The sequence below is a fragment of the Bradyrhizobium sp. USDA 3397 genome, from assembly GCF_054060965.1.
On record NZ_JBSSDS010000001.1, the window covers coordinates 980,025 to 1,005,530 of the forward strand.

The window sequence follows — 25,506 nt, forward strand, 5'->3', positions numbered from 1 at the left end:
CCTATCGTGACGCCTCATATTTTTCGACCAAACCCCTGAAACAAGGCGGAAAAGCGAATGCCCTCAACCCGCATGATCAAGGCCAACGGGATCGAGCTGTTCGTCCGCGAAGCCGGCCAGGGACCGCTGGTCGTACTGTGCCATGGCTGGCCGGAGCTGTCCTATTCCTGGCGCCACCAGATCCTGCCGCTCGCCGAAGCCGGGTTTCACGTCGTCGCCCCCGACATGCGCGGCTATGGCCAGAGCGCGGCGCCGCTCGACGCGAACGCCTACTCGATCTTCGACACGGTCGGCGACGTGGTCGGCCTGGTCCAGGCCCTCGGCGAGACCAAGGCGATGGTGGTCGGCCATGATTGGGGTGCACCGGTCGCCTGGCACGCGGCGCTGTTCCGGCCGGACATCTTCACGGCGGTCGCGGGCCTGAGCGTGCCGCCGCCGTTCCGGGGCCGCGGCAAGCCGCTCGACCTGCTGCGCCAGGGCGGCGTCACCAACTTCTACTGGCAGTATTTCCAGACGCCCGGCGTCGCCGAGGCCGAGCTCGAGCGTGACGTCGCACGCACCATGCGCATCGTCCTCGGCGGGCGGGGCCTCGCCGATCCCACCGCGGCCATGTTCGTGCAGGAGGGCAAGGGCTTTCTCGGCCACGCCGGCGCTGACGAGCCGCTGCCTGGCTGGCTCAGCGAGGCAGACCTGGCCTATTTCACCGAGGCCTTCCGCAAGTCCGGCTTCCGCGGCGGGCTGAACTGGTATCGCAACATCGACCGCAATTGGGAGCTGACCGCGCCCTGGCAGGACGCGCAGATTCACCAGCCTTCCCTCTTCATCGCAGGCTCGAAGGACGCCGTCATCACCGGCCTGATCGGGGCCAAGCGGGTCAACGAGCTCGAGCGCGTGCTGCCCAATCTGAAGCGCAAGCTGATCATCGAGGGCGCCGGCCATTGGGTGCAGCAGGAGCGGCCCGACGAGGTGAATGCAGCGCTGCTGGCGTTCCTGAAGGAGAGCGCGGGCTAGTACAGGCCGCGGCCGCTGAGGATGCTGCGGGCTTCGGCCGCGCCGTCCGAGGCATAACCGACGGAGGGAGCAGTCTCGCTCGCGTAGCGGCCGTCCTCGCCATAGGACACCGCGCGGGTGTTCTGGAGCGCCCGGCCCCGGCTGCGGCTCGAAGCCGACATTTCCGAGGTAGCATTGAGCGAAGCCATATCGGCCGAGGTACTGCCGAGATTGTACGGCCGCCCCTCCGGCATCGGGACCTCGCCGCGAATGGCACCGCGGGTCGAGGACGGCAGCTCCGGCACAAACGGCTTGGCCGAGGCGACCCGGACCATCGAGGGCGACGGCGCCGGGACGCCGGTCCGCAGGGTCGCCAGAAGCTGACGGTCGTCGGAGCCTTCGAGCGGCGCCCGGCCGACATATTCGACCCGGACCTTGGCAACGCCGTTCCCTTTGAATTCAAGGAGTTCGGCGGCCTTGTTCGAGACATCGATGAGGCGGTTGCCGTGATAGGGCCCGCGGTCATTGACGCGGACGATCAGCGACTTGCCGTTCGAGACGTTGGTCACCCGCGCATAAGACGGCATCGGCAGGGTCGGATGCGCGGCGGTCAGCGAGGTCATATCGAACACCTCGCCATTGGCGGTCAGGCGGCCGTGGAAACTGTCGCCGTACCAGGAGGCCATGCCCTCAGCTCGGTAGTTGACGTCCTCCTCCGGCACGTAAGTCCGGCCCGCCACGACATAGGGCTTGCCGACGCGGTAGGTGCCGCCGCCCTTCGGGACCGGATCGCCAAAGGCCACCACCCGCGGGCTCGAGGACACGCCGTATTTCGGATCGACCCGGCTGGCGAACTTGTTCGAGGAGGCGCAATTGGCGAGCGCAAGGCAGGTCGCGACCGCCGCAACACCGCGCGCGGCTCGCAAAACCGAATCTGACCGACGGATCCCCATGCGCCCCAAATACCACTTCGCCGGAGGCGTACCCAACCCGCTTTGGCTACGGGGAGCGCTGTCCGGTCAGTCATCTCATCCGAGGCGGCCCACCACCGTCTCGGAAGCGGTAACGATAACGCAACCCGAACGCGGCGGAAATGGGGAGCCCACGGCGATCACGCCGGGATGGTAAACGAGACGTTCGCATTTTTCCGTTGTTCTACGGGGCGATGGCCCCCGCACTGTGCCAGTGCCGGACAGTCTGTTGCGCCAAATCCTCACTCCACCCCCATTGTCGCGGCGCTCACCGAAATTCTTTTGACTGTGCAAGGCCGCCCGCGTTCTCTCGGATGCGAGGGCAGGATTTGGAATTTAACGATGATCGAGACGGTTTCGGCACTGATGGGTCTGGTAAGCGCGGGGATCTTTCTGGCCCATGCGTTCGAGGGTTACCGCACGAGGGCCTGAAGGCACTCGCGCGGACGGCAAGCATCACCTCTTTCACAGCGGCGCGTTCGGACGGTCTTGGTCGATCCACTCGCGCATCGAACACGAGAGCGGCAGGTGTCCCATGCGTAATCATGACCTCGTATCCGATGGCTTCCTGGCCTTGACCGCCGGCGGCTTGGTGCTGCTCTGCTCGAGTCTCGTCGCGTTGGCGTTTGCCTGAACCGCACGTCCTCCTGTCCAACACGGGTTCTCTCCATTGCGGCGCAGCAGGCCCGGCTGTCCCCGCTCCCATTCAGTTGATTGAATTATTGCGTTCGGCGCCTCGACCAATTGCAAGAGGCCATCACCAACGAGGGTGACGCAAATGCTTGCCGAGAAGTTCTTCCTGGTCTTGGAATCCCTGATCCGCGGCAACCGCACCTATCCGGATGGAAGCCCCCGGGTCATCAGCACCTCCCCGCATGTGCCGGTCAGGCTGCCGTCAGCGAAATAGCCGGCGGGTCCGCCAGCCGCCGAAACCCGCCGCTCAGCGCAGGCCCAACAGCGAGCGGCGGTAGAAGCCGCCGCGGGCCTCGTTCTGGCAGACGAAGCTGCCGTCGAAGCCCTGGCCGTAGCGCTTTTGACCCTTGCGGTAATAAACGCCCTTGCCGAAGTCGAGCCAAACCACCTTGTCGCGCGGGCAATGACGCTGGGCCTGCGCCTCGTAGCGAAACGGCGTCAGCGGCGTCGCCGAGACCTCGGCGCCACCTGCAGCGACCAGCATGGCGCCGGCGCATGCGATTGCGCCGGACCATTTGCCAAAGCTGACCCGTGACATGCCCCCACCTCCCGCTCGCCGCCGTCTCCGGCGGCTGGCACGGTAGCACGAAACGGCACAGCCCGCGGAAGGCGGCAAGCGCGCCGAATGAACGCGGCAGCGGGTGTCATTGCCGATCCGCTTCGAGCTGCGCCAGCGCCTGGTGCAGACATTCCTGAAGCCTCTGCGCGACCTGCTCGCGCGCGATCCCCTTGCCTGCGAGATCGCCCGCCACCTTGCCGACCACATCGTCCATCGTCCGGCTATCCAGATGGTCCGTCACCAGCGCAGCCGCGTAGCTTGCAGCGGCATCGCCACTGAGCCCGAGCTGGCCCGCGGCCCAAAGCCCGAGCAGCTTGTTGGACCGCGCCGTGGCCTTGAACATCAATTCCTCGTCGTGGGCGAATTTGGCTTCAAAGCCCCGCTCGCGCTTGTCGAACGTGGTCATGGTCAGCTCCATTCTGCGTCGCTGATGAGGATCGGACTTGTCGGGAGCGAACGTCTCCGTGGTTCAGGTCAGTTTTGGATCATCAGAAGCTTCCTCCCGGAAGCGAAGCTCCGTCAAGCCTGCCGATGGGAAGCAGACACCCAAGCGACATTGGCGGCCGACAATCAAACGCAGGCCGCCAGCAGATGCGATTTTTTGGAAATTGCGCGGCTAAGCGCGTTCGCTCAGCCCTTCGCCGCCGCCGCTTCGCGCGCCAGCCGCTCGGCCTTGAGCCGTTCCTTGTTGGCGTAGAACGCCTTCTGCGCCGCTTCGTGGTCGCGCATGGCCTTCTCGGCCTCCACCCGGCGAGCCGCATCGCGGGCGTGGCGCTGTTCGGGGGTCAGGGGTTTGCGTCGGAAGGAAAGGTCTTCAGTCATGGCGAGATAACGCGGCGGTGCGAGAAAAGTTCCGCATGGTCCCGTGAGGAGCCGGGTGCCGACACGAGACTTACGAAAATAACCCCATGCACAGTAGCCAAGTCTTTCTGACTCAAAGCCTTTTCCAGAGAGCACGAGGCGGCTGCGCAGTCGGGCAAAAAAGTCGCCTTCCCCACCTTCGGAAACTCCTCAATCCCTGCCTGCCCCCCAAGATAGCAGGCCTGCGAGCAGATCAGCTGCCCGCGGCGATCTCGATGTCTGCAATCACGGGCAGATGGTCGGAATAGGCCGTCGCCGCTTCGTCGGTCCAAGCTCTCCCGATCCGACTGTCACCGGTTGCATAGATCCGGTCGAGCCGCATCAAGGGCAAGCGTGATGGGAAGGTTCGCAATCGCGTACGGTTGGGACAGACCTGCGCGAGCACGCGCCGCACAGATCGGACCCAGAACCAGTCATTGAAATCACCGAGGACCACGGTTCTCGCCGGTTTCACCAGGCTCACCAGGGACTGCGCCTGGGCATGGCGCTCATGGATACTCAAACCGAGATGCGTGGCCACGACGCGGACGTCACCGGCAGGCGTCAGCAAGTCGGTGGCGATCGCCCGGCGTGGCTCCCGCTCTCGATAGGAAACGTCCACGATTTCAGGCACGCTGCAGAACGGAAAGCGGCTCAGCAGCATCTGGCCATAGTCACCATCCTCGGTGACGATCGACTTGGCGTGCACGCGGTGATCTCCGATCACGCTTGCCAACTTCCCAAATGGGTCGTCCGATCGCGACCGCGAGTCGACCTCCTGCAGTGCGACGACATCAGGGGCCCATTTGCGCAGGATGGAGCAGACGCCTTCCAGGTCGAATTTCGGATTGAGATTGAACGTGCCGTGCACATTCCAGGTCATGAAACGCACGGCCGCCATCAGCGCCTCCCGGCGAGCCATGTCGTCACGAATTGCGCGCCGGCGCAGACCCCGAGCCAGCCGAGGAACGCCAGTACCAGCAGCAACATGTTGCTCCAGGACGCATTTCTGGCGAGCTCTGCAATCTGCGAGCCGAGAACCGCCATGGCCAGGATTCCGGGCGTGCTGCCCAGCAGAGTTCCCACCATGAAGTCACGAAGAGGCAGCGTGCTCGCACCTGCCACGACGTTCACCACCGAGAACGGTGCTATGGGAAGCATCCGGATGACGACAACCGCCAGGATGCCCTTCCCGACCACGCGTTCCTGGATGCGCGCGGCACGTCGACCCAGCAGACGCTGAAGCCGTTCCCGGCCGAGGAAGCGGCCGATCGCAAACAGGATCAGAGCGCTGAGCAGGACGCCCGCCATTGCGGTCGCGAACCCCAGCCACGGCCCGAGTGCGGCGGCCGTTGCCGCAATGAGGACGAGAACCGGAAAGACGACGAGCCCGCCAAGGACGAAGGCTGCGATCGCCAATGGCGGCCCCCAGATGGACTGCGAATAGGCAGACAGAAGCGCCGAAAGATGACCTGCATCGGCGAGATCGCTCAAGGACGTGTACGACCAGGCCAGCGCCAGCCCGAAAAGCGCCACGGCAATCGCAACGATCCCGATGATGGTTTTCGTCGTCCACATGCGAGATGCCGCGCGCTCCAGATGAAGGGGCAGCTCAGGGTCCGCCACAGGCTGAACCAAGCTGGCCAGCGTGCTGGTTAGAACCGAAGACTCGACTTTCCGCAACGTCTTGGCGCCACGAGATGTGGAGACGTCGTCCAGCAGTGCGAACAGCCGATGCTCATTTTCGCCAATGGCCTGTTCGTCGAGACCGCAGAAATGCGCGATCAGGCGACGGCGGACCGAGGCGATGAAATCCCGATGCTCCTCGGATTCAGCTTCGAAAATGAGGTCGCATTCGCTGTCGGCGCCCATGGACCGATTATTCAGATTGGCCGAGCCGATCCGCAGGACCCGGTCATCGACCACCATGAGCTTGCTGTGCACCATCACGGCAGCTTCCTTATTTCCGCTGCGGGAGACCGGATGGACGAAGCGGATGCGATCGGCCACTCCGGCCGAGCTGAAGCAGTCGATGAAAGCGCCGCGGCCGTTCTGCATGGCCTGGGATTCCAGCCACGAGGAATGCAGTTTCGGAGCGACGACCAGAACCCGAAGCGACGGCACGCGACACATCTGCTCCGCCAATTCGTGCGCCATCCTGGTCGCGCTGGTGAACTGATTTTCGATGTACACGAAGCTCGTTGCCGAGCGGATCGCCGCAATGAAGGAGCGTTCGACCTCCCTGATGGTCGAGCCTGCCGGACAGACCACCTCGGTCCTGGCGATCCCGACCGGCAAATGCTCGGCATCGACAGGCACGTTCGCCGGCCAGCATCCGTTGTTCGGCGCGCGCCGCTCATCGGACTGTTGGCCTGCAGCACGCCAGCGTTGCTCGACGAGGGCGAACAGCTGCTCCGCGGCATCCCCGTCGACCAGGCACTGAACATCGTGAAACGGCGGATAGGGCTTGCGCTGAGGATCGCAGCGCAAGGCGTTGTCGGCGCGGTGGTCGCTCGTGTCCCAGCGCCTGATCGTCAGATCAAGGCCGCCGACGAACGCCAGTGAACCGTCGACACAGACGATCTTCTGGTGTTGCGCCGAACCGAACGGAAGCGTGGCGTCCAGATGAAACCGGACACGGCCATCGGTATCGGCAGTGAATTTCGCCGCGGAATTCCACTCCCTCTCGGAAGCGTAAAACGAGACGAAGTCCCAGACGAGAATGTTGATGCGCAAGGCGGGCCGGCGCTGCACTAGGGCGCGCAGGAACGGACCAAGCTCCTCAGGCAGGCCATCATCGGCACGTCCGGAATCTCCGACCAGCCGCGTCCTGCTATGGATATCCCAGCCGACGATATAGACGAGATCCTGAGCCTCCAGCAGGGCCTCCCGCAGGGCTGCGAAATAGGCCGCGGCATCGTTCAGAACCGCCACGCGCCGCGCCCTGCACCGCCGCCAGACGGTGTCGCCGGGAGTGAGTGTCGATGCGCTCTGAAGCAGGTGGACCTCGCAATTCGCGTTTGCGTCTAAACGCGCTGGAGGCTCAAGGGGTTCCACGCGGACAACGGCTGCGGTTCGATGCGAATGCCGAATGTCCGGCGTCCTCTGTGCCCGTCGCACAAGTCGTCATTTGGTGCGGACAAACTTCGCGCCGGCGCTCCTCAACACATCGACAATTTTCTCAGGGGCATCGCCGTGAAAATCGACGGACACCTCTATCACACCTTCCAGCTTCTGGCGCCCCTCCGGCGCGGGCGCAGTCTTGACGTCAGGCCCTGCCGGGCGTGTTCCCACCGTGTTCGCATCGCCGGCGGGTTGGACGAACACGTCGCCCCGCGGCACGCCGCATTCCTGCACGACATGCTCAACCGCAAGCTCGGCGCCGCGGCGCGTGTCGAATTCTCCAATGATGGTGCTTTCCAAGGCTGCTCTCCATGTGGTCGAGAGTGCGAACAACAGGCGAGCTGGAGCCAAGTTCCTGAAATTACCGGCACCGTCTCGAAGCTAAATGACCGTTTGAAGCCGCCGTCTCAGAACCGAACTACTCCGAGCAGGAAGAGCAGCACCACCGTGACCAGGCCGGAGATCAGCAGCGAGCCGAGACATCCCAGCCGGTTCGAGAAAAAGAAGAACATGCGTTGCCCGCTGTGAAGCTTGCTGTCGGGCTAATCTCTCACATTCGATAGCGTTCCTGACGCAAGTCCGTGCGTCCCTTGGCTCGAGCGCGCTGCGCTTTCGTCCACGGTGTCATTGAGACAGGTCAACACAGGCAAGCCGAAGCTCTGGAATTCTGATCGCGACAACGCAACGGAGGCGGCCATGCCACAGCAGAGCAGCATGCATTTCCTTCTCAAGCGGGCCAAGGAGCGGATCGACGAGATGGACGCCGCGTTGGCGTCGTTCGAGGTCAAGGCCGGCCAGGCCAAGGCTGAGTCCAAGGTCAAGACCGATCAGCTCCTCGCCGATCTGACCCAGCGCCGCGACGAGTTTCAGGCACTGCTCAAGGCCAAGGCGCAGGCGGGTGAAGCGGCCTGGGCCGACGCCAAGGCCGATCTGGAGCGGCAATGGAATGGATTCGAAGCCCAAGTGAAGACCTATTTCGAAGACGCTGGCAAGCAGCTCGAGCAACAGCAGGTCACGTTCAAGGGCATTGCGGCAGCACAGGCCAAGGCCTGGCGCGAAGCCGCAGACAAGTTCCGCGAGGCCGCGGGCAAGGTTGCCACAGCCCGCGCCGCGGACGTCGAAGCCGCGCTCCAGCAGTTGAAGTCCGACGCCTCCGAGGCGGAAGCACGTCTGCAGAAGTTGAAGCAGGCGGGCAGCGATTCCTGGTCTGTGATGAGCGCCGCACTCGCCGAGTCCCGCAAGGCCTTCGATCAAGCCAATCAGGCCGCGTGGAACGCGCTGAAGGGTAGTGATACCAAGAGCTGAATTGAGAGAGGCGGCCCCGCATCGGCCGGGGGGCATGATGATGCAGGGCCGCCGGACGGCTCCTGCCCCGTGAAACCGAGACCGTCGCCGGTGCAACAAGCCACCTGCCGAGAGGACGTTCCCGCCCTCTTCTCAATGTCTTCAGCTGTGACCCAATTCCCACACACAGCCTGCGTCGTCGAACGGGTCGCGGGCGCCGCTCTGGTGCGACGGCCGCGACCTGCGCCGCGGTGGTCGGCACGATTGGCGCGGCACTGCAAGAGCCGGCATGGACGCTAGAGTCGGCGTGAGCGTCGGGACGCCCGCCGATCGGGGCGATCCCATTAATTGGAGGGCTTTTGCTCCCGGTTGAGCAGCCCCAAGCGTCGTTCGAGCTCTTCCTTCTTGGCCACGAGTCTCGCGGCGAGAATGTCATTGACGACCGTGTGGAGTCGCCACAGCTCCTCGAGAGACATGCTCTCAAACGGCTTCCGTTCCATGAATCCCCCGACTCACGAATCGCACATAGCTTGAGGATAGGAGGGGCAGATGGCAACTCGGGGATTGGTTGCGCGGAAGTTACCTACACCTACGCGCCTATCTGCTTCATCGGGAGCTGCACGACCGACCTTGTCCGCGAACGGCGCAGCTGAGCTTGCGCAAGGCCGATGGCGGGAGTTCTCGAGCGCCGCGATCGTCGCACGGTCACGTGGTTAATTTTGCCCACGGCTTCGAGGAGCGCTTCGGCGTGCTTCTTGCCAAGGAGATCTCCAACCCAAGGAGGCGTACATCAATGGCACAACGAGGCCGTATTCTTACAAGCCGAAGTTCCGATCTGAAACAGATCGCCCGCGAGTTGGTGAGACTGCTCGACGCCCTCGAGGAGCTTGACGCCCTGAGAGAGAAGGTGCGGCTTGCCGAGGCCGCACGGGTGCTACATTAGCGCGCTCGCCGATTACGGAGTCCGCGGCCTGCCGGATCAATACACTGGCGGAAGGGGTGTCTTGTCAACTCTATTGATTGTGCACGCTTTTCTGCGCAGGTGCGAATAAATACTACGGTGTTTTCAACGGTTGAGTCGGCACTACCGAAACCGTAGTTTTTGTCCCAGAGGTGGGCCCCTTCCCTGGCCAAAACGGGTGACGTGCAATTTTGCTGTCTCTCTACGGCAAAGTGCGTGAAAGAGCGGATTGCTGAGCCCTTCGATCCGCCCTCTCCTTCTATTTGAGACCGTGAGACAATCGCCAGTCGTGAACCGACCGGCTAGCGTCCACCGTTAGATTCTCAAGCACGACGGGCCCTCTCACACGTGCCTATGCAGTCCCCAGAACGCAATAAGGAGAAGGGCCACGGCTCCAATTCCCAGTAGCATGAGAATAGCTTCCAGCATGACGAATCAAGCTCCGCCCGTGCCCAGGCTACACTCCGGTGGGGAATTGTCATCAAAGGCTGAGCCGCGCGCGCAGATCGAAGGTTCTGCAAGTTGGCACGCGCGTTCAAATCGCGTGCCGGGCGGCTCCCTTTCGCGATCCCGACATAGCGTGCTCGAAGATGAGCGCACCGAGCATCGCATTAGCCACTCGTCGTGAGCTTTAACGTCCAGAAGACCGGTGCAGAGTGAGAGACCTTGCGAGACGGAAACTGAAGGCCGAGATGGATCGCGCTGAGCGAAAATTTAGATAGGAGATTGCTTTATGACTATCGTCGCAGAGTGGAATTCGGCGAACCGACGCCGATGATCAGCGGGCCTGAGTTGGTCTTCGGGCGCTTTGCGGGCGCGCGTCGCGAGCTCATGAAGCCGTCGAAACTGCTGGCAGCAATATCTCATCCGTTGTCAGTGGATATTCGAAGTCAGGATATCGGGGTAAGCCGCGGCCCATCTTCGTAGCTACTCACCGTAGCTATTTGTGCGACGTTCCCGTTGATCTAAAGAAATCGATGTCTTTTCAGTATCCTGTCGTTGTTGGTGTGGAGGAGCGGATGTCGTCCGACTGCTGATATCGCGGTAGCACTGCTCATCTCCTTGGCGCCGGACAAGCCGACTGCAAGTCGATGTCGCCGATAGCGAAAGCCGCTCTACGATGCGCGTCGGAGGAGACGGCTAAGCAGCTCCAGTCGTCGTTCCAACCGGTCCTTCTTCGCCAGAAGCCTAGCGGCGAGGATATTGTTGACGAGCCTGTGGAGTTGCCACAGCTCTTCAAGCGGCATGCTCTTGAATGGCTTCTGTTCCATGAATCCCCCTGACTCACAGGGCCATAGCTTGGAGTGAACAGACGGGCCCGGTAATCGGACGCCGGTTGAGCGCGAAGGCTTTCTACACCTCGTCCGATTCCTCTCCACCGAGCCAAACTCGCCTGAACAGGAAGGGCGCGCTTAGGCTCAAAGATGATGAGCTTTCGTTAGACTGCTTCGGTTGCAACCGAACTGTTTCAATCAGGGATGGGAAGCGGCCCAGCCCCGAGGCAACGCCCGTATTCGGAGCTTAGGCGCAAGTCGGATGAAAGATCCACCGGCTCGTTCGCACCCCGTGCTCAGATGGCGCATAGCTACAGAACAGGATGCGACGCGACTTCCATGACGGCCATGATGCAGTGAGCTGCTTTCCGCGCGGTGACACCCGCCTATGGATCCGAATACCCCCAGAACTCAAGCCCTGCTCCGCCATATCGCCCTGAGACAGCCTCGCCATCCCTCGGATCGTGCAAGAAGAGACCACCAAACCCGATGATCTTCGGCTCGCTCTTGTCAATATCGGCTGTCAGCGTTCGCGGAAGGCACGATTCATCTGATCAGTGAATGGTTTCGCCAGATACGAGGCGGCGGTTCTCTCCAGGGTCGAAACAAATACCTCGGCTGGCATGCCGGGCACCAGCTTCATGCCATTTAGTTGAACTACCGCATCCTCGGTCGGAAGCAGGTGAACGTGCGCGATGTAGTGCTCTTGGCCGTTGGAGGGATCGCGGGCCGAGGCCGGCGACACCATCGCGACCCTGCCCTTGAGTTCCGGCGTGGTGGTGCGGTTGAAGGCGGAGAGGCGGATGCGCGCCGGCTGTCCAACTCTGACTTGGTCGATATCCGCAGGCGAGATCCGGATCTCGAACTTGAGGTCGGCGTCCTCTGGCACCACAGTGGCGATCTTGGCCGCCGGCGTGATGACGCCGCCGACGGTGTAAGCGAACAATTCATTGATATACCCCGACGCCGGAGAGCGTATCTCGGTGCGGGACAGGCGGTCCTCGACAGCGAGCTTGCGTTCCTGGAGTTCGGCGATGCGTGCCTCCACCGTGCGAAGATCCTTCTGGGCCTCGGTCGAAGCGTTCTGGTCCACGGCGATGATTTGCACACGGATTTCGCTGGTCCGCACCCTGGCGCGGGCGATGCTCGCCTGGATCTCGCCCTGCTCACCCATGATGCGCGCATAGTCACGCTGGGAAGTGTAGACACGCTGATACTCGACGATCTTGCGGTCGAACAATGACTGCAGCTTCTCGCGTTCGGCGCCGACAAGCCTGCCTTCCTCCTCCTTGGCGGCAAGGCGGGCTTCCATGCCTCTAATTTCTTCGCCTGTCTGGGCGATGCTGAGCTCGAGCTGCTCCTTCTGGCTGTCGCGCGCAGTCTTGTTACCGGTGAATAGCCTCGTCTCGCCGTGGATCACCGCCCCGGCAGTCGATGGAAACAGCGTGTGCATGTCCGAGGGGAATTCGATCGACGGCAAGTTGTCGCGCTCGGCCACCAAACGGGCGCGGCGTCCGAGCGCCTCGACCATCTGCGCACGCACGATCAGATGCTCGGCCTTGATCTGGACGTCGTCCAAGGTCGCCAGCACCTGACCTTCCCGCACCTGGTCGCCCTGGCGCACCGCCAAAGACTTGACGATGCCGCCATCGCGATGCTGCACCTCCTTGAGGTTCTGGTCGACCTTCACGGTACCGGCCGCGACCACAGCGCCTTCCAGCATCGCCCAGGCCGCCCAGCCGCCGCACCCGGCCACCAGCAACGCAGTCAGCACAAGACCAGCCAGAATGCGCGGCCACAGTCGCAGCGGCCGTTGGCGGACCGCGTCCCGCCGCGGGACCGGCTGCACGAATTCGGATGCATCGACGTGCTTCATGGTTTCGCTCTCAGAAGTGGAGTGGAGTGAATTGTAGATTGTGGTGGCCCGCGACCTCGATGGTCATGACGTCCTCGTCATCGCTGCGCGCGACGTCGATCGCGGTGTATTTGCTATCGGCGAGTTCCTCAAAACGGAAGCGCACGGACCGGTTTTGCTGGCTGCCATCCTTTTCGTCGAGGTAGATTTGCTCGAACAAGTCGGCGACCTTTTCCTCGGCATCGTCGCCGTCCTTGATGGTGATCTGATAGGTAGCCGCCACGATTTTGTCGCCGACGGTGAAGTCGGTGATCTTCTTCACGGTGTTCAGTTCCGAAACTCCGTCGTCGTCGCACTGGAACGTGAAGCAGTCGTCACCTGCGCCGCCGGTCAAAACCACCGGTCCATTTCCGGCGTAAATCATGTCGTTGCCCGAGCCTGCGATGATCTCCTCGAAGCCGTTGATCAGATCCTTGCCGATTTCGACCCCTTGCGCGGTGCCATTGCGCAGGTCAATGGTGACGGTAATCGTGGTCTCCGAATAGTCTAGGACGTCGTTGCCCGAATTGCCCTCGTATTGGTCGTCGACGCCGTCGGCGGACGCCAGCACGACGTCGTCGCCGCAACCGCCCTCGACCTTGTCCGAGCCCGCGCCGTCGGCGATGGTGTCGTTGCCGGCGCCGCCTACCAGCACGTCGTCCCCGGCGCCGCCGGTCAACCCATCATCGCTCGCACCGCCGATGACGATCTCGAGTTCGACAATGTGGTCCGCGCCGATACCCGCGCCGGAGGCCCGCTGCGCGGCGAGATTGACGGTTACGGCGGAGGTAGCCGAAGCATAGCTCAACGTATCCGTCCCGGCTCCGCCCTTCAGCGTGTCGTTGCCCGCGCCGCCGGTCACGACGTCGTCGCCACCGCCACCGTCGATCGAAGCCGCGGTCGCCCCGGCCGTCAGTTCGTCGTTCGCCCCGCCGCCGATGACGGCCTCGATGTCCGAAATCACATCGTTGCCGATGTCGGCGCCAAAGGCCCGGCCCGCGGCGAGATTCACGGTCATGGGTGAGCTCGCTGCTGAATAGTCCAGCATGTCGTTGCCCGTCCCGCCGCTGAAGTTGTCGTCCGCGGCGTCTGCCGACGCCAGCAGATGGTCGTCGCCATCACCGCCGTGAACTTGGTCAGGGCCCGCCCCGTCGGACAGGATGTCGTTACCTGCACCGCCCGCTATTCGGTCCGCGCCGCCGCCGCCATCGAGGGTGTCATTGCCGGCGCCGCCGTCGAGAGTGTCGTTCCCGGCTCCGGACAACAGGATGTCGCGGCCTGCGCCGCCATCGAGATGGTCGTTGCCGGCCTCACCGATCAAAGTGTCGTCGCCGTCCTCGCCGAACAAGCGGTCGTTGCCGGCGCCACCGAACACCACGTCGTCACCAGCGCCCGCAAATACGATATCGTTGCCGTCGCCGGCATAGACCACATCGTGGCCAGCGCCCGCCAAAATATGGTCGTCGCCGGCGCCGCCCGAGATGCGGTCGTCGCCACCTCTGGCGTCGATGTTGTCGGCGCCGCCGAGCGCCACAATGGTTTCGGCGCATTGGGTGCCGAGTAGGTTTTCGTCCGCATCGGTTCCTGTGATCGGCAGCGCCTCGACGACGTTGAAGTAGGCCGTCTGCATTACGACGTGGGTGCCGTCGCTGATCGCATAAGTCAGCTTGACCTCACCGAGCATGCCTTGGTCGCGGTCGAATTCCCAGCCGTCCTCGGCCGGGGTGAGCGTGCCGGAGGACGAATAGATGCCGACCACGGTTAGGGTGTCGCCGTCCGGGTCGATGGTGCCGGCCAAGAGCGCCGCTAGCGATATCGCCAGCCCGTTGCAAGCCACAGCGTCAGGAAGGTGCACGGCGCCCGAGACGCGCGGAGCGCGGTTGCGGTGATCGGGTGACGGAGGCTCGCGCTCAGCGCGCGGATTTGGGCGCCTGTCGTCGCCCCCTCCGCCACCCCCACCGCCACCGCCAGCTCCTCCTACAGAAGGGTTCTCCTGGCGCGGCAGCGGTCGGTTGTCATTGGCGATCTTCGGGCTTTCACCCGACCCTCTTTCCAGCATGGGTCTATCAGTGCGAGCCCGAGCACTGAAATCGGTTGCTCCGGACGAGCCGGGTTGCTCGTCGGTAGGGGCCGAGATCCTGACCTTGTCGCTTCGCCCGGACGCTTCGGCGGGCGCGGGCTCCTCTCCAGGTCCCGGCTCCTCGGCGGTCGCCAGCGCTTCCTCCCTCAAGGTCCCCTCCTCGGCGCCCGAGCCGCGGGGCTGGCCGCGGGCCTCGCCGGCGTCCAGCGTCGCGGGCAGGAAGCTCTTGAGATAGGCCGAGAACGAGCCAACGATCAGCAGGAAGATCAGCGGCACGAAGCGGCGGCCGCGATCCTCCTTCTCCTGATAGTCCTCATGACCAGGCACGGCCGCCTTGATACTCTGCCGGGTGGCCTGGACGTTGATTGTCATGCAGGTCTCCGGATCTTCGGCTCGGGCATTTTGGGATCAGGAAGCATGTCGGCCGGCGCCGTCGGCGCAGGCTGCAGGGCCGGGGTCATGATGTCCTGCTTCTTGCCGAAGGCGATCATGCGGCCGGCCTGGACGATGGCGACGAGATCGACCGCCACCAGCGCGCTCGGCCGGTGCGCGATCACAATCGCAATGCCGCCGCGGGCACGGATGCCCTCGATGGCCGCGGTCAGCGCCGCTTCGCCCTCGCCGTCGAGGTTCGAGTTCGGCTCGTCCATCACTACCACGAAGGGGGCGCCATAGAGCGCTCGCGCCAGCGCGATGCGTTGGCGTTGCCCGGCAGAGAGCGCGCTGCCCTGCGGCCCCAACCTCGTCCGGTAACCTTCCGGCATCTTGACGATCATTTCGTGAACGCCTGCGGACTTGGCGGCCTCGATCACTTTACGGTAGTCGGGATCGGGTTGGAGACGACAGATGTTCTCCTCTATGGTGGCGTCCATCAGGGCGACCTCCTGGGGGAGGTAGCCGATGTGTCTGCCGAGGTCTTCCTCGCGCCACTGGGTGAGGTCGGCGCCGTCGAGCCGGACGCTGCCGCGCACCGTTGGCCAGATGCCAGTCAGCGCCCTCACCAGCGTAGTCTTGCCGCCGGCGCTGGGGCCGATGATGCCGAGGGCCTGTCCAGCCTCGAGTTCGAAGCCGACCTCGCTCAGCACCACCTGACCGGATCCCGGGACGGCGATGGTGATCTTTTCGACGGAGAGGCGTGCAACCGGGTCGGGCAGCTGCATCGGCTCGTCGGCAGCGGCGAGTGCGATTACAGTGTCGCGCAGGCGATGATAAGCCATACGCGCAGCGATGAAGGCTTTCCAATTGCCAATTGCCAGATCGACGGGCGCCAGCGCGCGGGCAGAAGCGACCGAGACGGCGATGATGGCGCCGGCCGAAAGCTCCCCCTTGATGGCGAGGTAGGCGCCGAGCCCGAGCAGAGCCGACTGCAGTATCATGCGGAGCACGCGCGAGATCGCAGCGAAGGTACCGGTGATGTCGTTGGCCCGGGTCTGCAAGTCGAGATGCTCGGCATTTGCCTCGTTGAAGCGGCCGACGGCGCGGCCGGCGAAGCCCATCGCCTTGAGGACTTCGGCGTTGCGGGCGTTGCAGTCCGCGATGCCGTTGCGTTCCATCGCCGCCTTGCGGGCGGCCAGGATGAGGCGCCGAGTCATGACCTCGCTGACGACGGTCAGCACGACGAGAACCAGAGCGCCGGCGAAAGTGAGTGCGCCGAGCAGCGGATGGAGGAAGTAGATGAAGGCGAGGTAAATTGGCATCCACGGTAGGTCGAACAGCGCCGAAGGGCCCTGGCTGCCGAGAAAACCGCGTACGGTGTCGACGTCGCGCCCGCGCTCCAGCGCTTCGGAAGTAGAGAACCCGAAGCGCGGCATGTCGATGGCAACGCGGTGCGCCAGGGGCGCGATGTTGCGGTCGATCCGGGCACCGACCCGCACCAGCACCTGGGAGCGGACGACGTCGAATCCGCCCTGACACAGATAGAGCCCAATCGCGAGCGCCGACAGCACCAGCAGGGTCGGAATGCTGCCGCTGGTCAGAGCGCGATCGTAGATTTGCATCATGTAGACGGAGCCGGTGAGCGCCAGCACGTTGATCATGCCGGAGATTACGAAGAGGAACAGGACAATGCCGCGGAAACCGCGCGTCAGTTCGGCCAGGCGCCGCCGCTTGGCGGGGGTAAGCTCTTTTGACTTCGGCATTTGACAGGAGCCATGTGGTACGAGGGAGCTGACACGGGCAGGAACGGGATGCAGCGCGCCTCCCGTTCCGACGACTCGTGGGCTAGAGCGTGACGTTGGAGCCGAGGTTCTGGTGGCCCGCGATCTCGATCTTGAAGTCAGCGGCGGCGTTGCCGTCGACATTGCCCTGGACGACGGTAAATTCCTGGCCGTCGCGCGTCTCGAAGGTCACGGCGAGCTGCCCCGCCGCGGTGAAGGCGGCGTCCGAAACCAGCGTAAAGCTCTGGTTGCCGTCTGCGGCGTAGTTCGCATCGATGCCGCTGAGGTCGATCCGGTCGCCCGGCTCGAAGTCGACGATGGTGTCGCCCTTCGCCGCTTCCACCGAGTTGAAGCGGAAGGTGTCGTCCCCGAGTCCTCCTTTCATCACGTTGACGCCGGTGCCGGCGACGATGACGTCGTTGCCGGAGCCCGTCGTGACGTTCTCGATGCCCCATAGCGTGTCATTGCCGGTCTGTGAGCTCGAGGCGCTACCGTTCATCAGAGGTCCGGAGCTTAGATTGACGGTGACGGCTACACTCGCCGCCGACATGTCCAGCGTATCGTTGCCGGAACCGCCGGTGCCTTCGTCGCCGAAATAGGCGTCGTTGCCGTCTCCGATCTCGGCCACGATCAGGTCGTTGCCAGCACCGCCGAACACCGTATCGTCGCCCTTGCCGGCATTGATCAGGTCGTTGCCCTCCTCGCCGAAGATGCGGTCCGCTCCGTCATCACCGTAGACGATGTCTGCATCCGACCCGGCCAACACGTGGTCGTCGCCCGCGCCGGCGGAGATCACGTCGCGGCCGCTGCCTGCGTTGACAAAGTCGGCACCCTCGCCTGCCACGATCGCATCTGCCCCGGCACCTCCGATGGCGATGTCATCTCCGGCGAAGGCGACGATGTTGTCGTCGGCCGCGGTGCCGACGAGCGTGTCGGTCTGCGCGGTCCCGGTCCGGACTACACCGGTTGCCGTGGTCTCCTCGTCGTCGCCATCATCGTGCGGCGTTTCGTTCTCGTCTTCGTCTTCGTCCGGTTCGTCTGTCCGGAACTGGGAGGGCACGACGCCGGTGAAGGTGACCGAATGGGTCCCGTTCGAGATGGTTCGGGTGCCATTCTGGTTCTCGACCAAGTGGTAGGTCGTGAGATCCGCTCCTTCCGGAAGCTCGATCACATCTTCGGCCTGCAGGGCGCCTATGATGGTATCGTTGCCGCCGTTGGACTTGAACACGATGCGATGGGCCGAAGTCAGGGCCGAGATGTCGATCGTGTCGTCACCTTCCTCACCATCGATGGTGATGGTGTTGAGGCGCAGGCTGGTGCCGGAGAAGTCGCCGATCACCTGGATCGTGTCGCCGCCTGCGCTGCCGCTGCCGACGGGTTCCGAGTTGTTGATTCGGATCTCCTCGATCTCGCGCAACTCGGCGATGACCGAATTGGCAAAATCGGTATTCGCGCCGCGCGTGACGACAATCTCCGTGGCCCCATTGAGGTTGGCCCCGATGTTGCCGGGCAGCGCATCCCAGGCGGCACGGGTGTAGATGCGGTAGGTCTCCGCGACGGCGGCGTTGCCGGTGATCACGAAGGTATCGCCCAGAGCTCCCTCGGCTCCGCCGTTGACGATATCGCGACCGTCGGAGTTGGTCAGCGACGTCGCGGTCGCGGTGTTGGCGTTCCAGTTGAAAGTGTCGTCGCCATCATCGCCATTCAGCGTGTCGTTGCCGGTGCCGCCATTCACGATGTCGCTTCCACCACCGGCATTGACCGAATCGTTGCCAGCAAGGGCATTGATCGTATCGGCATTGACGGTCCCGTTCAGCGGGACGTTGTTGCCTGCCGTTCCGTTGATCGTCGAGGCCGGCGTCGTCGCCAGGGTGAAATCGTTGATGTCGATGGAGGCGTTGCCGATGCCATTGATCGTGATCGTGCCTTGGATCGGCGAGGCCGCACCGCCCTCCCTGATCGTGAGCACGGTGTTGCCACCGGACGCGCTCTCGAAGACACGGGTGGCAAAATTGGCCGCCGTGACTCCAAGACCCGAGAGATCGATCTTGTCCTGGGTGGCCGCGGTGCCCCCGTCTGCATCGAAGCTGCTGATGGTATCGTTGCCGAAGTCGCTCGCGTTGTAGACGATCGTGTTGAAGCCGGTGCCGACATCGATGAGGTCGTTGCCTTCGCCACCTATGATCACGTCGTTGTTGTCGCCGCCGGACAGGGTATCGTTGCCGGTACCGCCGTCGAGCAGATCGTTGCCGCCGTTGCCCGTCAGGACGTCGAGACCGCCGCCACCGAACAATTGATTGGTGGCGTTGTTTCCGACGATCGTGTTGTCGAGAGCGTTGCCGGTTCCGTTGATCGTATTGCCTCCGACCAGGTTCATATTCTCGACGTTGGTGCCAAGAGTGTAGCTGATGGACGAGTCGACCCGATCGATTCCGCCCGAACCCGCGGCGATCTCATTGACCACGTCGCCGGCATCATCAACGACGTAGATATCGTTGTCGGCGCCGCCCGCCATGGCGTCGCCCCCGGCACCGCCATTGAGCGTGTCGGTGCCGATGCCGCCGTTCAGCGTATCGCCATCGTCGCCGCCGTTCAGCGTATCGTTGCCGTCGCCGCCGAGCAGGCTGTCGGCGCCGAGCCCGCCGGTCAGCGTGTCGTTGCCCAGAAGTCCGCTCAGGGTGTCGGCGAGGTCGCCGCCGGTGATGACGTTGTTGAGATCGTTGCCGGTACCGACGAACGGATCGGCATCAATGCCCGTGTATGCCAGGTTCTCCACGTTGGCGACCGCTTCGATCGACAACACGGCCATTTCGGTCTCGATCGTGTCGGTGCCCTGGTTCAAGGCTTCGACCACGACGTCTGCGATATCGTCGACGACGTAGGTGTCGTTGCCGTTCAGGCCGATCATCACGTCCGCATCGAGCCCGCCGTCGAGAAGGTCGCCATCACCGGCTCCCGAACCGCCGACCAGAAGGTCTTCGCCAGCTCCGCCTTGCAGCTCGTTGTCGCCGGTGCCGCCGAAGATCAGGTCGTTTCCGCTGCCGCCGATGATCTCGTCGTTGGTAAGGTTCTCGCCGGCGACGAAGTTGTTAGCCGTAGATGCCGCGAGGTTGATCGTGCGGCTGAAACCGGTCGGATCGGCACGGTTGACGATGTAGTCCTCGAAACCGAGCAGATAGCCATTGTAGGTGGCGCCGGTGAAGTTGATGCTCTCGATGCCCCGCTGCGGATTGCCACCGTCGAAGTGATTGATGGCGGTCACCGTCTGTCCGTTCACGGCGACGACAAGGTCGCCATTGGCCGTGCCGGTATCATTGTCTGCGGCATTCAGCGTCGTGAGCGCAACCGGGAGGTCCTCTGTGCTGCCCGTCTGGATCACGAGCCGATCGGCCGAACCGCCGTTGTCGAGTTCGGTGATCGTGTCGTTCCCGTCGCCCAGGCGGACGTTGTAGGTGTCGTTGCCGAGGCCGCCGTTGAGCGCATCGTTACCGAGACCGCCGTCGAGTGCATCATTGCCGTCGCCGCCGTTGAGCGTGTCGGTTCCGTCGCCGCCAATCAGGATGTCGTTGCCACCAAGACCATTGAGCACGTCGTTTCCGCCGAGCCCCACGACCAGGTCGTTGCCGTCGTTGCCCACGGGGGCGCCCGGGTTGGTGCCATTGAGAGCCGGATCGTTGCCCGGCGTTCCCATGATGATGTTAAATGACTCGCCGCCCGCGAACTCGACCCGCTCGATGCCGCGCAGCTTGTCGGATCCGTCGCCATCCGCGACGGTGTGTGTCACCTGTATGGTGCCGTCGGCATTGCCGGCGAAGATGTATTCGCTGGCAGCGCCCGAGAACACCGCGGTATCGGTGTCGACGACCGCGTCGCTCGTAGCCAGGATCTCGCGCACGATCACGAGCTGACCCGGATTGTACGTGCCGGCAAACATGGCGGCAGCGAGCGTCGTCATGCTGCTGTGCGAGTCGACTTCAGGGCCGGTTCCGTCCGAGTTTTGACGGACGCTGATCCGGACGTTCAGCCACTTGTCGCCATCGATGATGTCATCGCCCGCGCGGCCCGTGATCCTGTCGCTGCCGTCGCCACCGAGGATTATGTCACCCGCGGAGTAGGACGTAACGCCGGTCCCCAGGACTGCATCGAGGCCGTTGATCAGCGCAAGGCTCTCGGCCGTGACTGTGCTGCCGGTGTAGCCTTCCGAACCGCCGAGAGATGACGGCAGACGATCGGCGGCCAGGGTATCGGCGCCGGTGAGGATATCGTTGAACCTCGAGCCCGACACGCCTTCGACCGACTCGTAGGCGTCGAGCGTGCCGTTCACGGGCGGGTTGGGGAACTCATCAAACACGATACCGCGCGTCAGGTCCGCGTCGACGCCGAAGGTGTTGTCCTTGTACGTCACCCAGTCCCAACCCGACATACCGGCCAGCTTTCCACGGCCGGGACTGCCAACCATGACGTCGTCGCCGCCCTCGGCGATGAACTCGTCGAAACCGCCATCACCGAGGAACACATCGTGTCCGACGACGCCATCGCGCGCAAAGAGCTCGTCGAAATTGTCGCCCGGCGCGCCATCGAAAGTGCCGGTCTCGATCCAGTCGTTGCCCTCATTGCCCAGAAGGCGTTCGGCGTTCTTGTTTCCGTATATGAAGTCATCGCCTTCACCGCCGAACACCTCGCCGCCGGCGTCGTTGCCCAAGAAGACAAAGTCCTTGCCGGCACCGCCGAGGACGAGATCTAGCCCCGGTCCCGAGTTGATGACGTCGTTGCCGGCGCCGCCCTTGATGTTGTCGTCGCCGCCGAGATCCTTGATGATGTCGTCGCCGTCGCCGCCATTGTGGACGTCGTTGCCGGCGCCACCCTCAAGGAAGTCGTTGCCGGCATCGCCATGGAGCGTGTCGTCACCTTCGCTTGCGATAAGGATATCGTTTCCGGCAGTGCCGCCGAGCACGACGTGCTGATCGCCCGTGTATCGTAGGTAGTTGGTATCCGCACCCGGCGTGGCCGGATTGTTGCGGATGACCAACGGAGTGAGGATTCCGCCGCCAACCGGATCGTTGCCGAGATTGTCGGCGCTCTCATCGACTCCAACGGTCAGCGGATCATCCGCCAGGATGCCATCCGCACCGGCCGTCTCACCTAGTCCCGGATTGTATTGCTTGGTTCGGTCGATCTCGAGAATCAGGCCGGGGACCGAGAACACGTCCGATGGCAGATGGGTGGCGTCCGTGTTGCGCATGATCATGGCGGCGAAGGAGTTCGCCTCCATCTCCCCGAACAGATGCAGGCCGTCGAGCCGCTGCAAGTAGTAGAAGCGGTCGCCGTTCTGAAGCTGCTCCAGCGACACCTCGAAAACGAAGTTGAAGGTTGAACCCAGCATGCCGCCGAACGGCAAGATCTTTTCGGCGAGGCCGCCGATCCAAAGATCGACATTCTCCAGGCCCCCCAGGGCGTTGTCGACCCCGTAGGCACCGATGCCGTTGAGGAAGTCCTCGGCATCCGCGGGAACCAACAGGCCGCCGACCGATTGCCCGGTGATGATGGTCAGCGCCGCGTCACGCTTGCCCTCGATGGTCGTCTGGCCGGTGATCAGCGCGTGGTTTCCGTACGCCGCGATGAAGTTGATGATCGACGCCTCGTGCTTGAGGTTGGCAGCGAACTCAACCCAGCTCTCGTAGGGCTTGAGCTCGGCCGCGCTGTTGGTCACCTCGTAGAACTCGCGCCGCGCGGCGTTGAGCGACGGCACGCCGGTATCGCGGCCACGCGCCAGATTGATGGTGGCGAGATCGAGCGGCAGGCCGAGCAGGTTGTTGCGCAACGCACTGGTCACGAACTCGTCGATCTCGTTGCCGACCTGGCGGGTCATACCCCGGATGATCGCGCCGGCCGCGACTTCGTCGGTGACGCCGTGCGCGGTACCGCCCACTTCGTCGAACTCGAATGGATTAAGGAAGCCCTCGATAAGGCCGATATGGCCGGCGTTGAACGACGGATCGAACCGGTCAATCGTCTCGGTCAGCATCGAGTGACCGAAGCGGTAGACGACGTGAGCGAACTCGGCGACAATCGACGGATTGATCGTGACGTCGTAGCCGTCGGGAACAACAAACGGGTTGATCTGGGGCTGAACCTTGCGTGCGAATTCCTCGAACACGAGATGCTGGTACTGCATTTCGGTGCCGAACTTGGCGGCTTGGAACAGTCGTTCCCCGTTCCATTCCAAGTCGCTGACGCCGTCACCGATCACGGCACCTGGCACCAGCCATTCCTGGATGAACGCGTTATCGCCGGTGGCCAGAATGACCGCCTTGGTGTGCTCCACCAAGCGGTTGTGCTCGGCGTGGAAGACATGATGGACCGCGGTCAGGCCGATGTTCTCGTTCACACGGCCGTCGCCCGCGATGAAATGCGCGTCGAGCAGCTCGTTGTCATATGCGCCGGGATCTGCCGGTTGATTTCCTGGATTGCCGAGCCCGATCTCGATGTCGCCATCCGCCAGGCCGGTCGGAACTGCATCGTGAGCGATGTCAGCGAGGAAAGCGTGGCCAATGCGGATGGCACCGGCAATGCCGACAGGAGCATCCGGCGTCCCGGAAATCGTCACATCGTCGGCGGTATTCGGGATGCCATCTGGGCCGATGCCGATGATGACCTGCGGTGTGCCATTCGCTCCGGGGATGAAGTTGCCGTACTGGTCGGTTCTCAGCAGGGGCACATTGCCGACGTCGGAGTCGGTCAGGATGATCCCCAGCATATCGCGAGCCTGAGCCTTTAGCTCGCCCCAGGTCGCCATGCCGCCGTTGGCGCCTTCGATCAGCCTGCCGGTAGCAACCGGCTCTCCATCCGCGTTCAGCACGTATTGCCGCAGGAACACCTGATGCGAAGAATGGGAGGTGTAGGTCTGGTTCTGATCGACAAACGATGTCGTCGTGTTGATGGGTCTAACATCGTCTGCCGTACCCATGATGCCATCGGCTCCGGGCGTAACGGTCGCGCGAGTCAGCACCATGAAGTTGGTGTGGCTGCCCGGTACATACAGCGGATCGTCGGGCTGCAGGGGAATGTAGACAGTACCGCTGCCACCCTTCCCCACCAGGTCGAGGCCGTGGTCGAAGAATTGGCCGAACAGAGTGAACCACGAGTTGAAGGATGCTGACAGGCCGCCGTCCGGCGCGATGTTGGGCAGGCTGATGTTCTCGCCGTCGAATTCGATGCCGAATTCAGCCAGGGTTGTTGCCAGTCCTGCGATAGCCGCCGCTGCCGCCGCGTCTGCCGCATCGCTGGCGGCTTCGGCTGTCGCCTCGTTTGCCACTGCCGTCGCCAGCGCGTCGTTGGCGGCTGTCAGAGCGGCAAGAGCTTCCGCGACAGCATCGGGATCAACCAACGCAGTCAGATCGGCCGTGAGACTCTCGGCAGGCGCAACATTCTCATCCGCCAACGTCGCCGCAGCAGCGATCGTTGCAAAATGCGGTGCTGCAGACTGACCTTCGACCAACGCTCCCCGGATCGCCACCAACTGCGAGTGCAACGTCAGCGCGTTCGTCTGGACGGCCTGCGCGTCGGCGAATTCGGCATGGCCCACAGATAGCCCAGTCACAACGGCGGCGGCAGCGTTGGAGGCGGCGAGCGCCGCTGTGACTGCGGCCTCGACCGCGGCGATGTCCGCAGCGCTGATGTTGCCACCGACGAACAGTGCAATCGCGGCCGCTTCTGTCGCAGCATCGGCGGCCGCGGCCGCATCGTCGGACGTGGCGGCCAGCGCTGCGACAGCCGCGCCGTTATTCGCAAGGGCAGCGTCATAGGCGGCCTGCGCCGCAACCTGAGTTGCCGTTGCCGCCGCGACGGCTGCCTCGGCGGCAAGCTCGGCAGCCTGTGCAGCGGTAGCGGCAGCGGTTGTCGTGATGATCAGCTCGGCTGCGTTCTGGACAATCACCAGGTCCGCAAACGGATCTGCCGAACCGGCGCGCTCAAGCGCCGTCACGATCGCCGCTGGATTGTTCAGCGTCTGGTCGACGATAAGGTTGGAGATCGTACGGATGCTGCCGTCGACGACAAAGGAGTTCGGATCGTTGGAGGGCGCGTAGGTCGACTGAGTCGGGATCGGGGGCATTCCTCCCGGGCCGTCGAAGTCCAACGGCGTGCCGCTCGCCGGCCGGAAGTCCGTCCCTAGCCCTTCGGGGAATTGGATGTCAGCAGCACCCCACCGCTCCTGCCCCGGCAGCAGATTGTTGTAGGTGCCATCAACCGTACGAAGACCCAAAGAGAGGTTGTAAGCCGGCACAAGCCCACCAACGCCAAACAGCGGCTGACCGCTCGCGTGCGCCTCAGAAATCTTGATCTGCTCCAGGATGAATTCCAGATCGCTCTTGATGTAGGAAACCATGACGCGCTCCCGATGTTGGGCACAGACGCCGCCTAAAGGAGTGAGGTGTCCTGAAGGTGCAGCCGTGAACTCTTGAGCAACTTTGAGGCTTGGAAGCCGTGTGCGGAATGGAGGAAGGTCCGACCGCATTTCAGACAAAGGTCGGAGTGAACTTCAGACCTTGGTCCGAAAAGGGGGCTGGCGCCGCCTCATGTCTTGAAGACGTTTGAAAGCTTTCAACGGCACAGGCCGTTTCTGTGCCAAGCCCAGGCGGAGGAATTGGTCTCGATGTCGCTGAGGTGCGCGGATCTGCCGC

General features: G+C 63.5%; 15 protein-coding genes. 4 read left to right on the forward strand and 11 right to left on the reverse strand.

The features are described 5' to 3' along the window. The first annotated feature begins 57 nt into the window (after positions 1 to 57). Entirely contained in the window at positions 58 to 1,011 is a 954-nt protein-coding gene (locus tag ACVWYQ_RS04650; RefSeq protein WP_404541089.1) for an alpha/beta fold hydrolase, read from the forward strand. Here the strand turns inward: ACVWYQ_RS04650 and ACVWYQ_RS04655 are convergent. Next, on the reverse strand, positions 1,008 to 1,943 hold the full coding sequence (locus ACVWYQ_RS04655; protein WP_157284448.1) for a septal ring lytic transglycosylase RlpA family protein: 936 nt from the start codon (positions 1,941 to 1,943) through the stop codon (positions 1,008 to 1,010). The genes ACVWYQ_RS04650 and ACVWYQ_RS04655 overlap by 4 nt on opposite strands. A 796-nt stretch (positions 1,944 to 2,739) precedes the next feature. Here ACVWYQ_RS04655 and ACVWYQ_RS04660 point away from each other — a divergent pair. Further along, positions 2,740 to 2,868 (forward strand): hypothetical protein, encoded by a 129-nt coding sequence (locus ACVWYQ_RS04660; RefSeq protein WP_260347296.1) that lies wholly within the window; start codon positions 2,740 to 2,742, stop codon positions 2,866 to 2,868. Positions 2,869 to 2,901: 33 nt separating this feature from the next. Here ACVWYQ_RS04660 and ACVWYQ_RS04665 read toward each other — a convergent pair whose 3' ends face one another. From ACVWYQ_RS04665 to ACVWYQ_RS04690, 6 genes are all read right to left on the reverse strand, one after another. Continuing rightward, the gene (locus tag ACVWYQ_RS04665; RefSeq protein WP_404541087.1) at positions 2,902 to 3,192 is read right to left on the reverse strand and encodes a hypothetical protein; all 291 of its coding nucleotides are present in this window, start codon (positions 3,190 to 3,192) and stop codon (positions 2,902 to 2,904) included. 106 nt (positions 3,193 to 3,298) lie between these two features. Then, the gene (locus ACVWYQ_RS04670; RefSeq protein WP_198399782.1) at positions 3,299 to 3,619 is read right to left on the reverse strand and encodes a DUF1476 domain-containing protein; all 321 of its coding nucleotides are present in this window, start codon (positions 3,617 to 3,619) and stop codon (positions 3,299 to 3,301) included. A 224-nt stretch (positions 3,620 to 3,843) separates the two neighbouring features. Further along, on the reverse strand, positions 3,844 to 4,035 hold the full coding sequence (locus ACVWYQ_RS04675) for a hypothetical protein (RefSeq protein WP_025036310.1): 192 nt from the start codon (positions 4,033 to 4,035) through the stop codon (positions 3,844 to 3,846). Positions 4,036 to 4,267: 232 nt separating this feature from the next. Then, on the reverse strand, positions 4,268 to 4,954 hold the full coding sequence (locus ACVWYQ_RS04680; RefSeq protein WP_128261649.1) for an endonuclease/exonuclease/phosphatase family protein: 687 nt from the start codon (positions 4,952 to 4,954) through the stop codon (positions 4,268 to 4,270). Next, complete coding sequence (locus tag ACVWYQ_RS04685) at positions 4,954 to 6,987, reverse strand: VTT domain-containing protein (RefSeq protein WP_456725468.1); 2,034 nt, start codon at positions 6,985 to 6,987, stop codon at positions 4,954 to 4,956. Before ACVWYQ_RS04685 ends, ACVWYQ_RS04680 begins: the two co-directional genes overlap by 1 nt. A gap of 192 nt (positions 6,988 to 7,179) precedes the next feature. Next, positions 7,180 to 7,476 carry a hypothetical protein gene (locus ACVWYQ_RS04690; protein ID WP_157284451.1) on the reverse strand — a complete coding sequence of 99 codons (297 nt, stop codon included), beginning with the start codon at positions 7,474 to 7,476 and terminating at the stop codon, positions 7,180 to 7,182. 396 nt (positions 7,477 to 7,872) lie between these two features. Here ACVWYQ_RS04690 and ACVWYQ_RS04695 point away from each other — a divergent pair, with 396 nt between their 5' ends. Continuing rightward, positions 7,873 to 8,481, forward strand: a complete 609-nt coding sequence (locus ACVWYQ_RS04695) for a sll1863 family stress response protein (protein WP_456725469.1) — start codon at positions 7,873 to 7,875, stop codon at positions 8,479 to 8,481. 634 nt (positions 8,482 to 9,115) lie between these two features. Further along, positions 9,116 to 9,403, forward strand: a complete 288-nt coding sequence (locus ACVWYQ_RS04700; protein WP_271542225.1) for a hypothetical protein — start codon at positions 9,116 to 9,118, stop codon at positions 9,401 to 9,403. Positions 9,404 to 11,218: 1,815 nt separating this feature from the next. Here ACVWYQ_RS04700 and ACVWYQ_RS04705 read toward each other — a convergent pair. The 4 genes from ACVWYQ_RS04705 to ACVWYQ_RS04720 all read right to left on the reverse strand — a co-directional run bounded on the left by ACVWYQ_RS04705 (position 11,219) and on the right by ACVWYQ_RS04720 (position 25,211). Continuing rightward, a complete protein-coding gene (locus ACVWYQ_RS04705; protein ID WP_456725470.1) occupies positions 11,219 to 12,571 on the reverse strand; it encodes an HlyD family type I secretion periplasmic adaptor subunit in 1,353 nt (450 codons plus the stop codon). Positions 12,572 to 12,581: 10 nt separating this feature from the next. Further along, complete coding sequence (locus tag ACVWYQ_RS04710) at positions 12,582 to 15,041, reverse strand: calcium-binding protein (RefSeq protein WP_404651725.1); 2,460 nt, start codon at positions 15,039 to 15,041, stop codon at positions 12,582 to 12,584. Beyond that, positions 15,038 to 16,807 carry a type I secretion system permease/ATPase gene (locus tag ACVWYQ_RS04715; RefSeq protein ID WP_456725471.1) on the reverse strand — a complete coding sequence of 590 codons (1,770 nt, stop codon included), beginning with the start codon at positions 16,805 to 16,807 and terminating at the stop codon, positions 15,038 to 15,040. Before ACVWYQ_RS04715 ends, ACVWYQ_RS04710 begins: the two co-directional genes overlap by 4 nt. 82 nt (positions 16,808 to 16,889) lie before the next feature. Continuing rightward, positions 16,890 to 25,211, reverse strand: coding sequence for a peroxidase family protein (locus tag ACVWYQ_RS04720; RefSeq protein WP_456725472.1), 8,322 nt, complete (start codon positions 25,209 to 25,211; stop codon positions 16,890 to 16,892). Between the last annotated feature and the right edge of the window lie 295 nt (positions 25,212 to 25,506).

What these genes read in the sequence shown, in the direction of transcription:
- ACVWYQ_RS04680 (WP_128261649.1), bottom strand. Translation starts at nt 4,954, where the DNA reads ATGGCGGCCGTGCGTTTCATGACCTGGAATGTGCACGGCACGTTCAAT.
- ACVWYQ_RS04670 (WP_198399782.1), bottom strand. Translation starts at nt 3,619, where the DNA reads ATGACCACGTTCGACAAGCGCGAGCGGGGCTTTGAAGCCAAATTCGCC.
- ACVWYQ_RS04650 (WP_404541089.1), top strand. Translation starts at nt 58, where the DNA reads ATGCCCTCAACCCGCATGATCAAGGCCAACGGGATCGAGCTGTTCGTC.
- ACVWYQ_RS04710 (WP_404651725.1), bottom strand. Translation starts at nt 15,041, where the DNA reads ATGACAATCAACGTCCAGGCCACCCGGCAGAGTATCAAGGCGGCCGTG.
- ACVWYQ_RS04720 (WP_456725472.1), bottom strand. Translation starts at nt 25,211, where the DNA reads ATGGTTTCCTACATCAAGAGCGATCTGGAATTCATCCTGGAGCAGATC.
- ACVWYQ_RS04715 (WP_456725471.1), bottom strand. Translation starts at nt 16,807, where the DNA reads ATGCCGAAGTCAAAAGAGCTTACCCCCGCCAAGCGGCGGCGCCTGGCC.
- ACVWYQ_RS04655 (WP_157284448.1), bottom strand. Translation starts at nt 1,943, where the DNA reads ATGGGGATCCGTCGGTCAGATTCGGTTTTGCGAGCCGCGCGCGGTGTT.
- ACVWYQ_RS04675 (WP_025036310.1), bottom strand. Translation starts at nt 4,035, where the DNA reads ATGACTGAAGACCTTTCCTTCCGACGCAAACCCCTGACCCCCGAACAG.
- ACVWYQ_RS04665 (WP_404541087.1), bottom strand. Translation starts at nt 3,192, where the DNA reads ATGTCACGGGTCAGCTTTGGCAAATGGTCCGGCGCAATCGCATGCGCC.
- ACVWYQ_RS04660 (WP_260347296.1), top strand. Translation starts at nt 2,740, where the DNA reads ATGCTTGCCGAGAAGTTCTTCCTGGTCTTGGAATCCCTGATCCGCGGC.
- ACVWYQ_RS04695 (WP_456725469.1), top strand. Translation starts at nt 7,873, where the DNA reads ATGCCACAGCAGAGCAGCATGCATTTCCTTCTCAAGCGGGCCAAGGAG.
- ACVWYQ_RS04705 (WP_456725470.1), bottom strand. Translation starts at nt 12,571, where the DNA reads ATGAAGCACGTCGATGCATCCGAATTCGTGCAGCCGGTCCCGCGGCGG.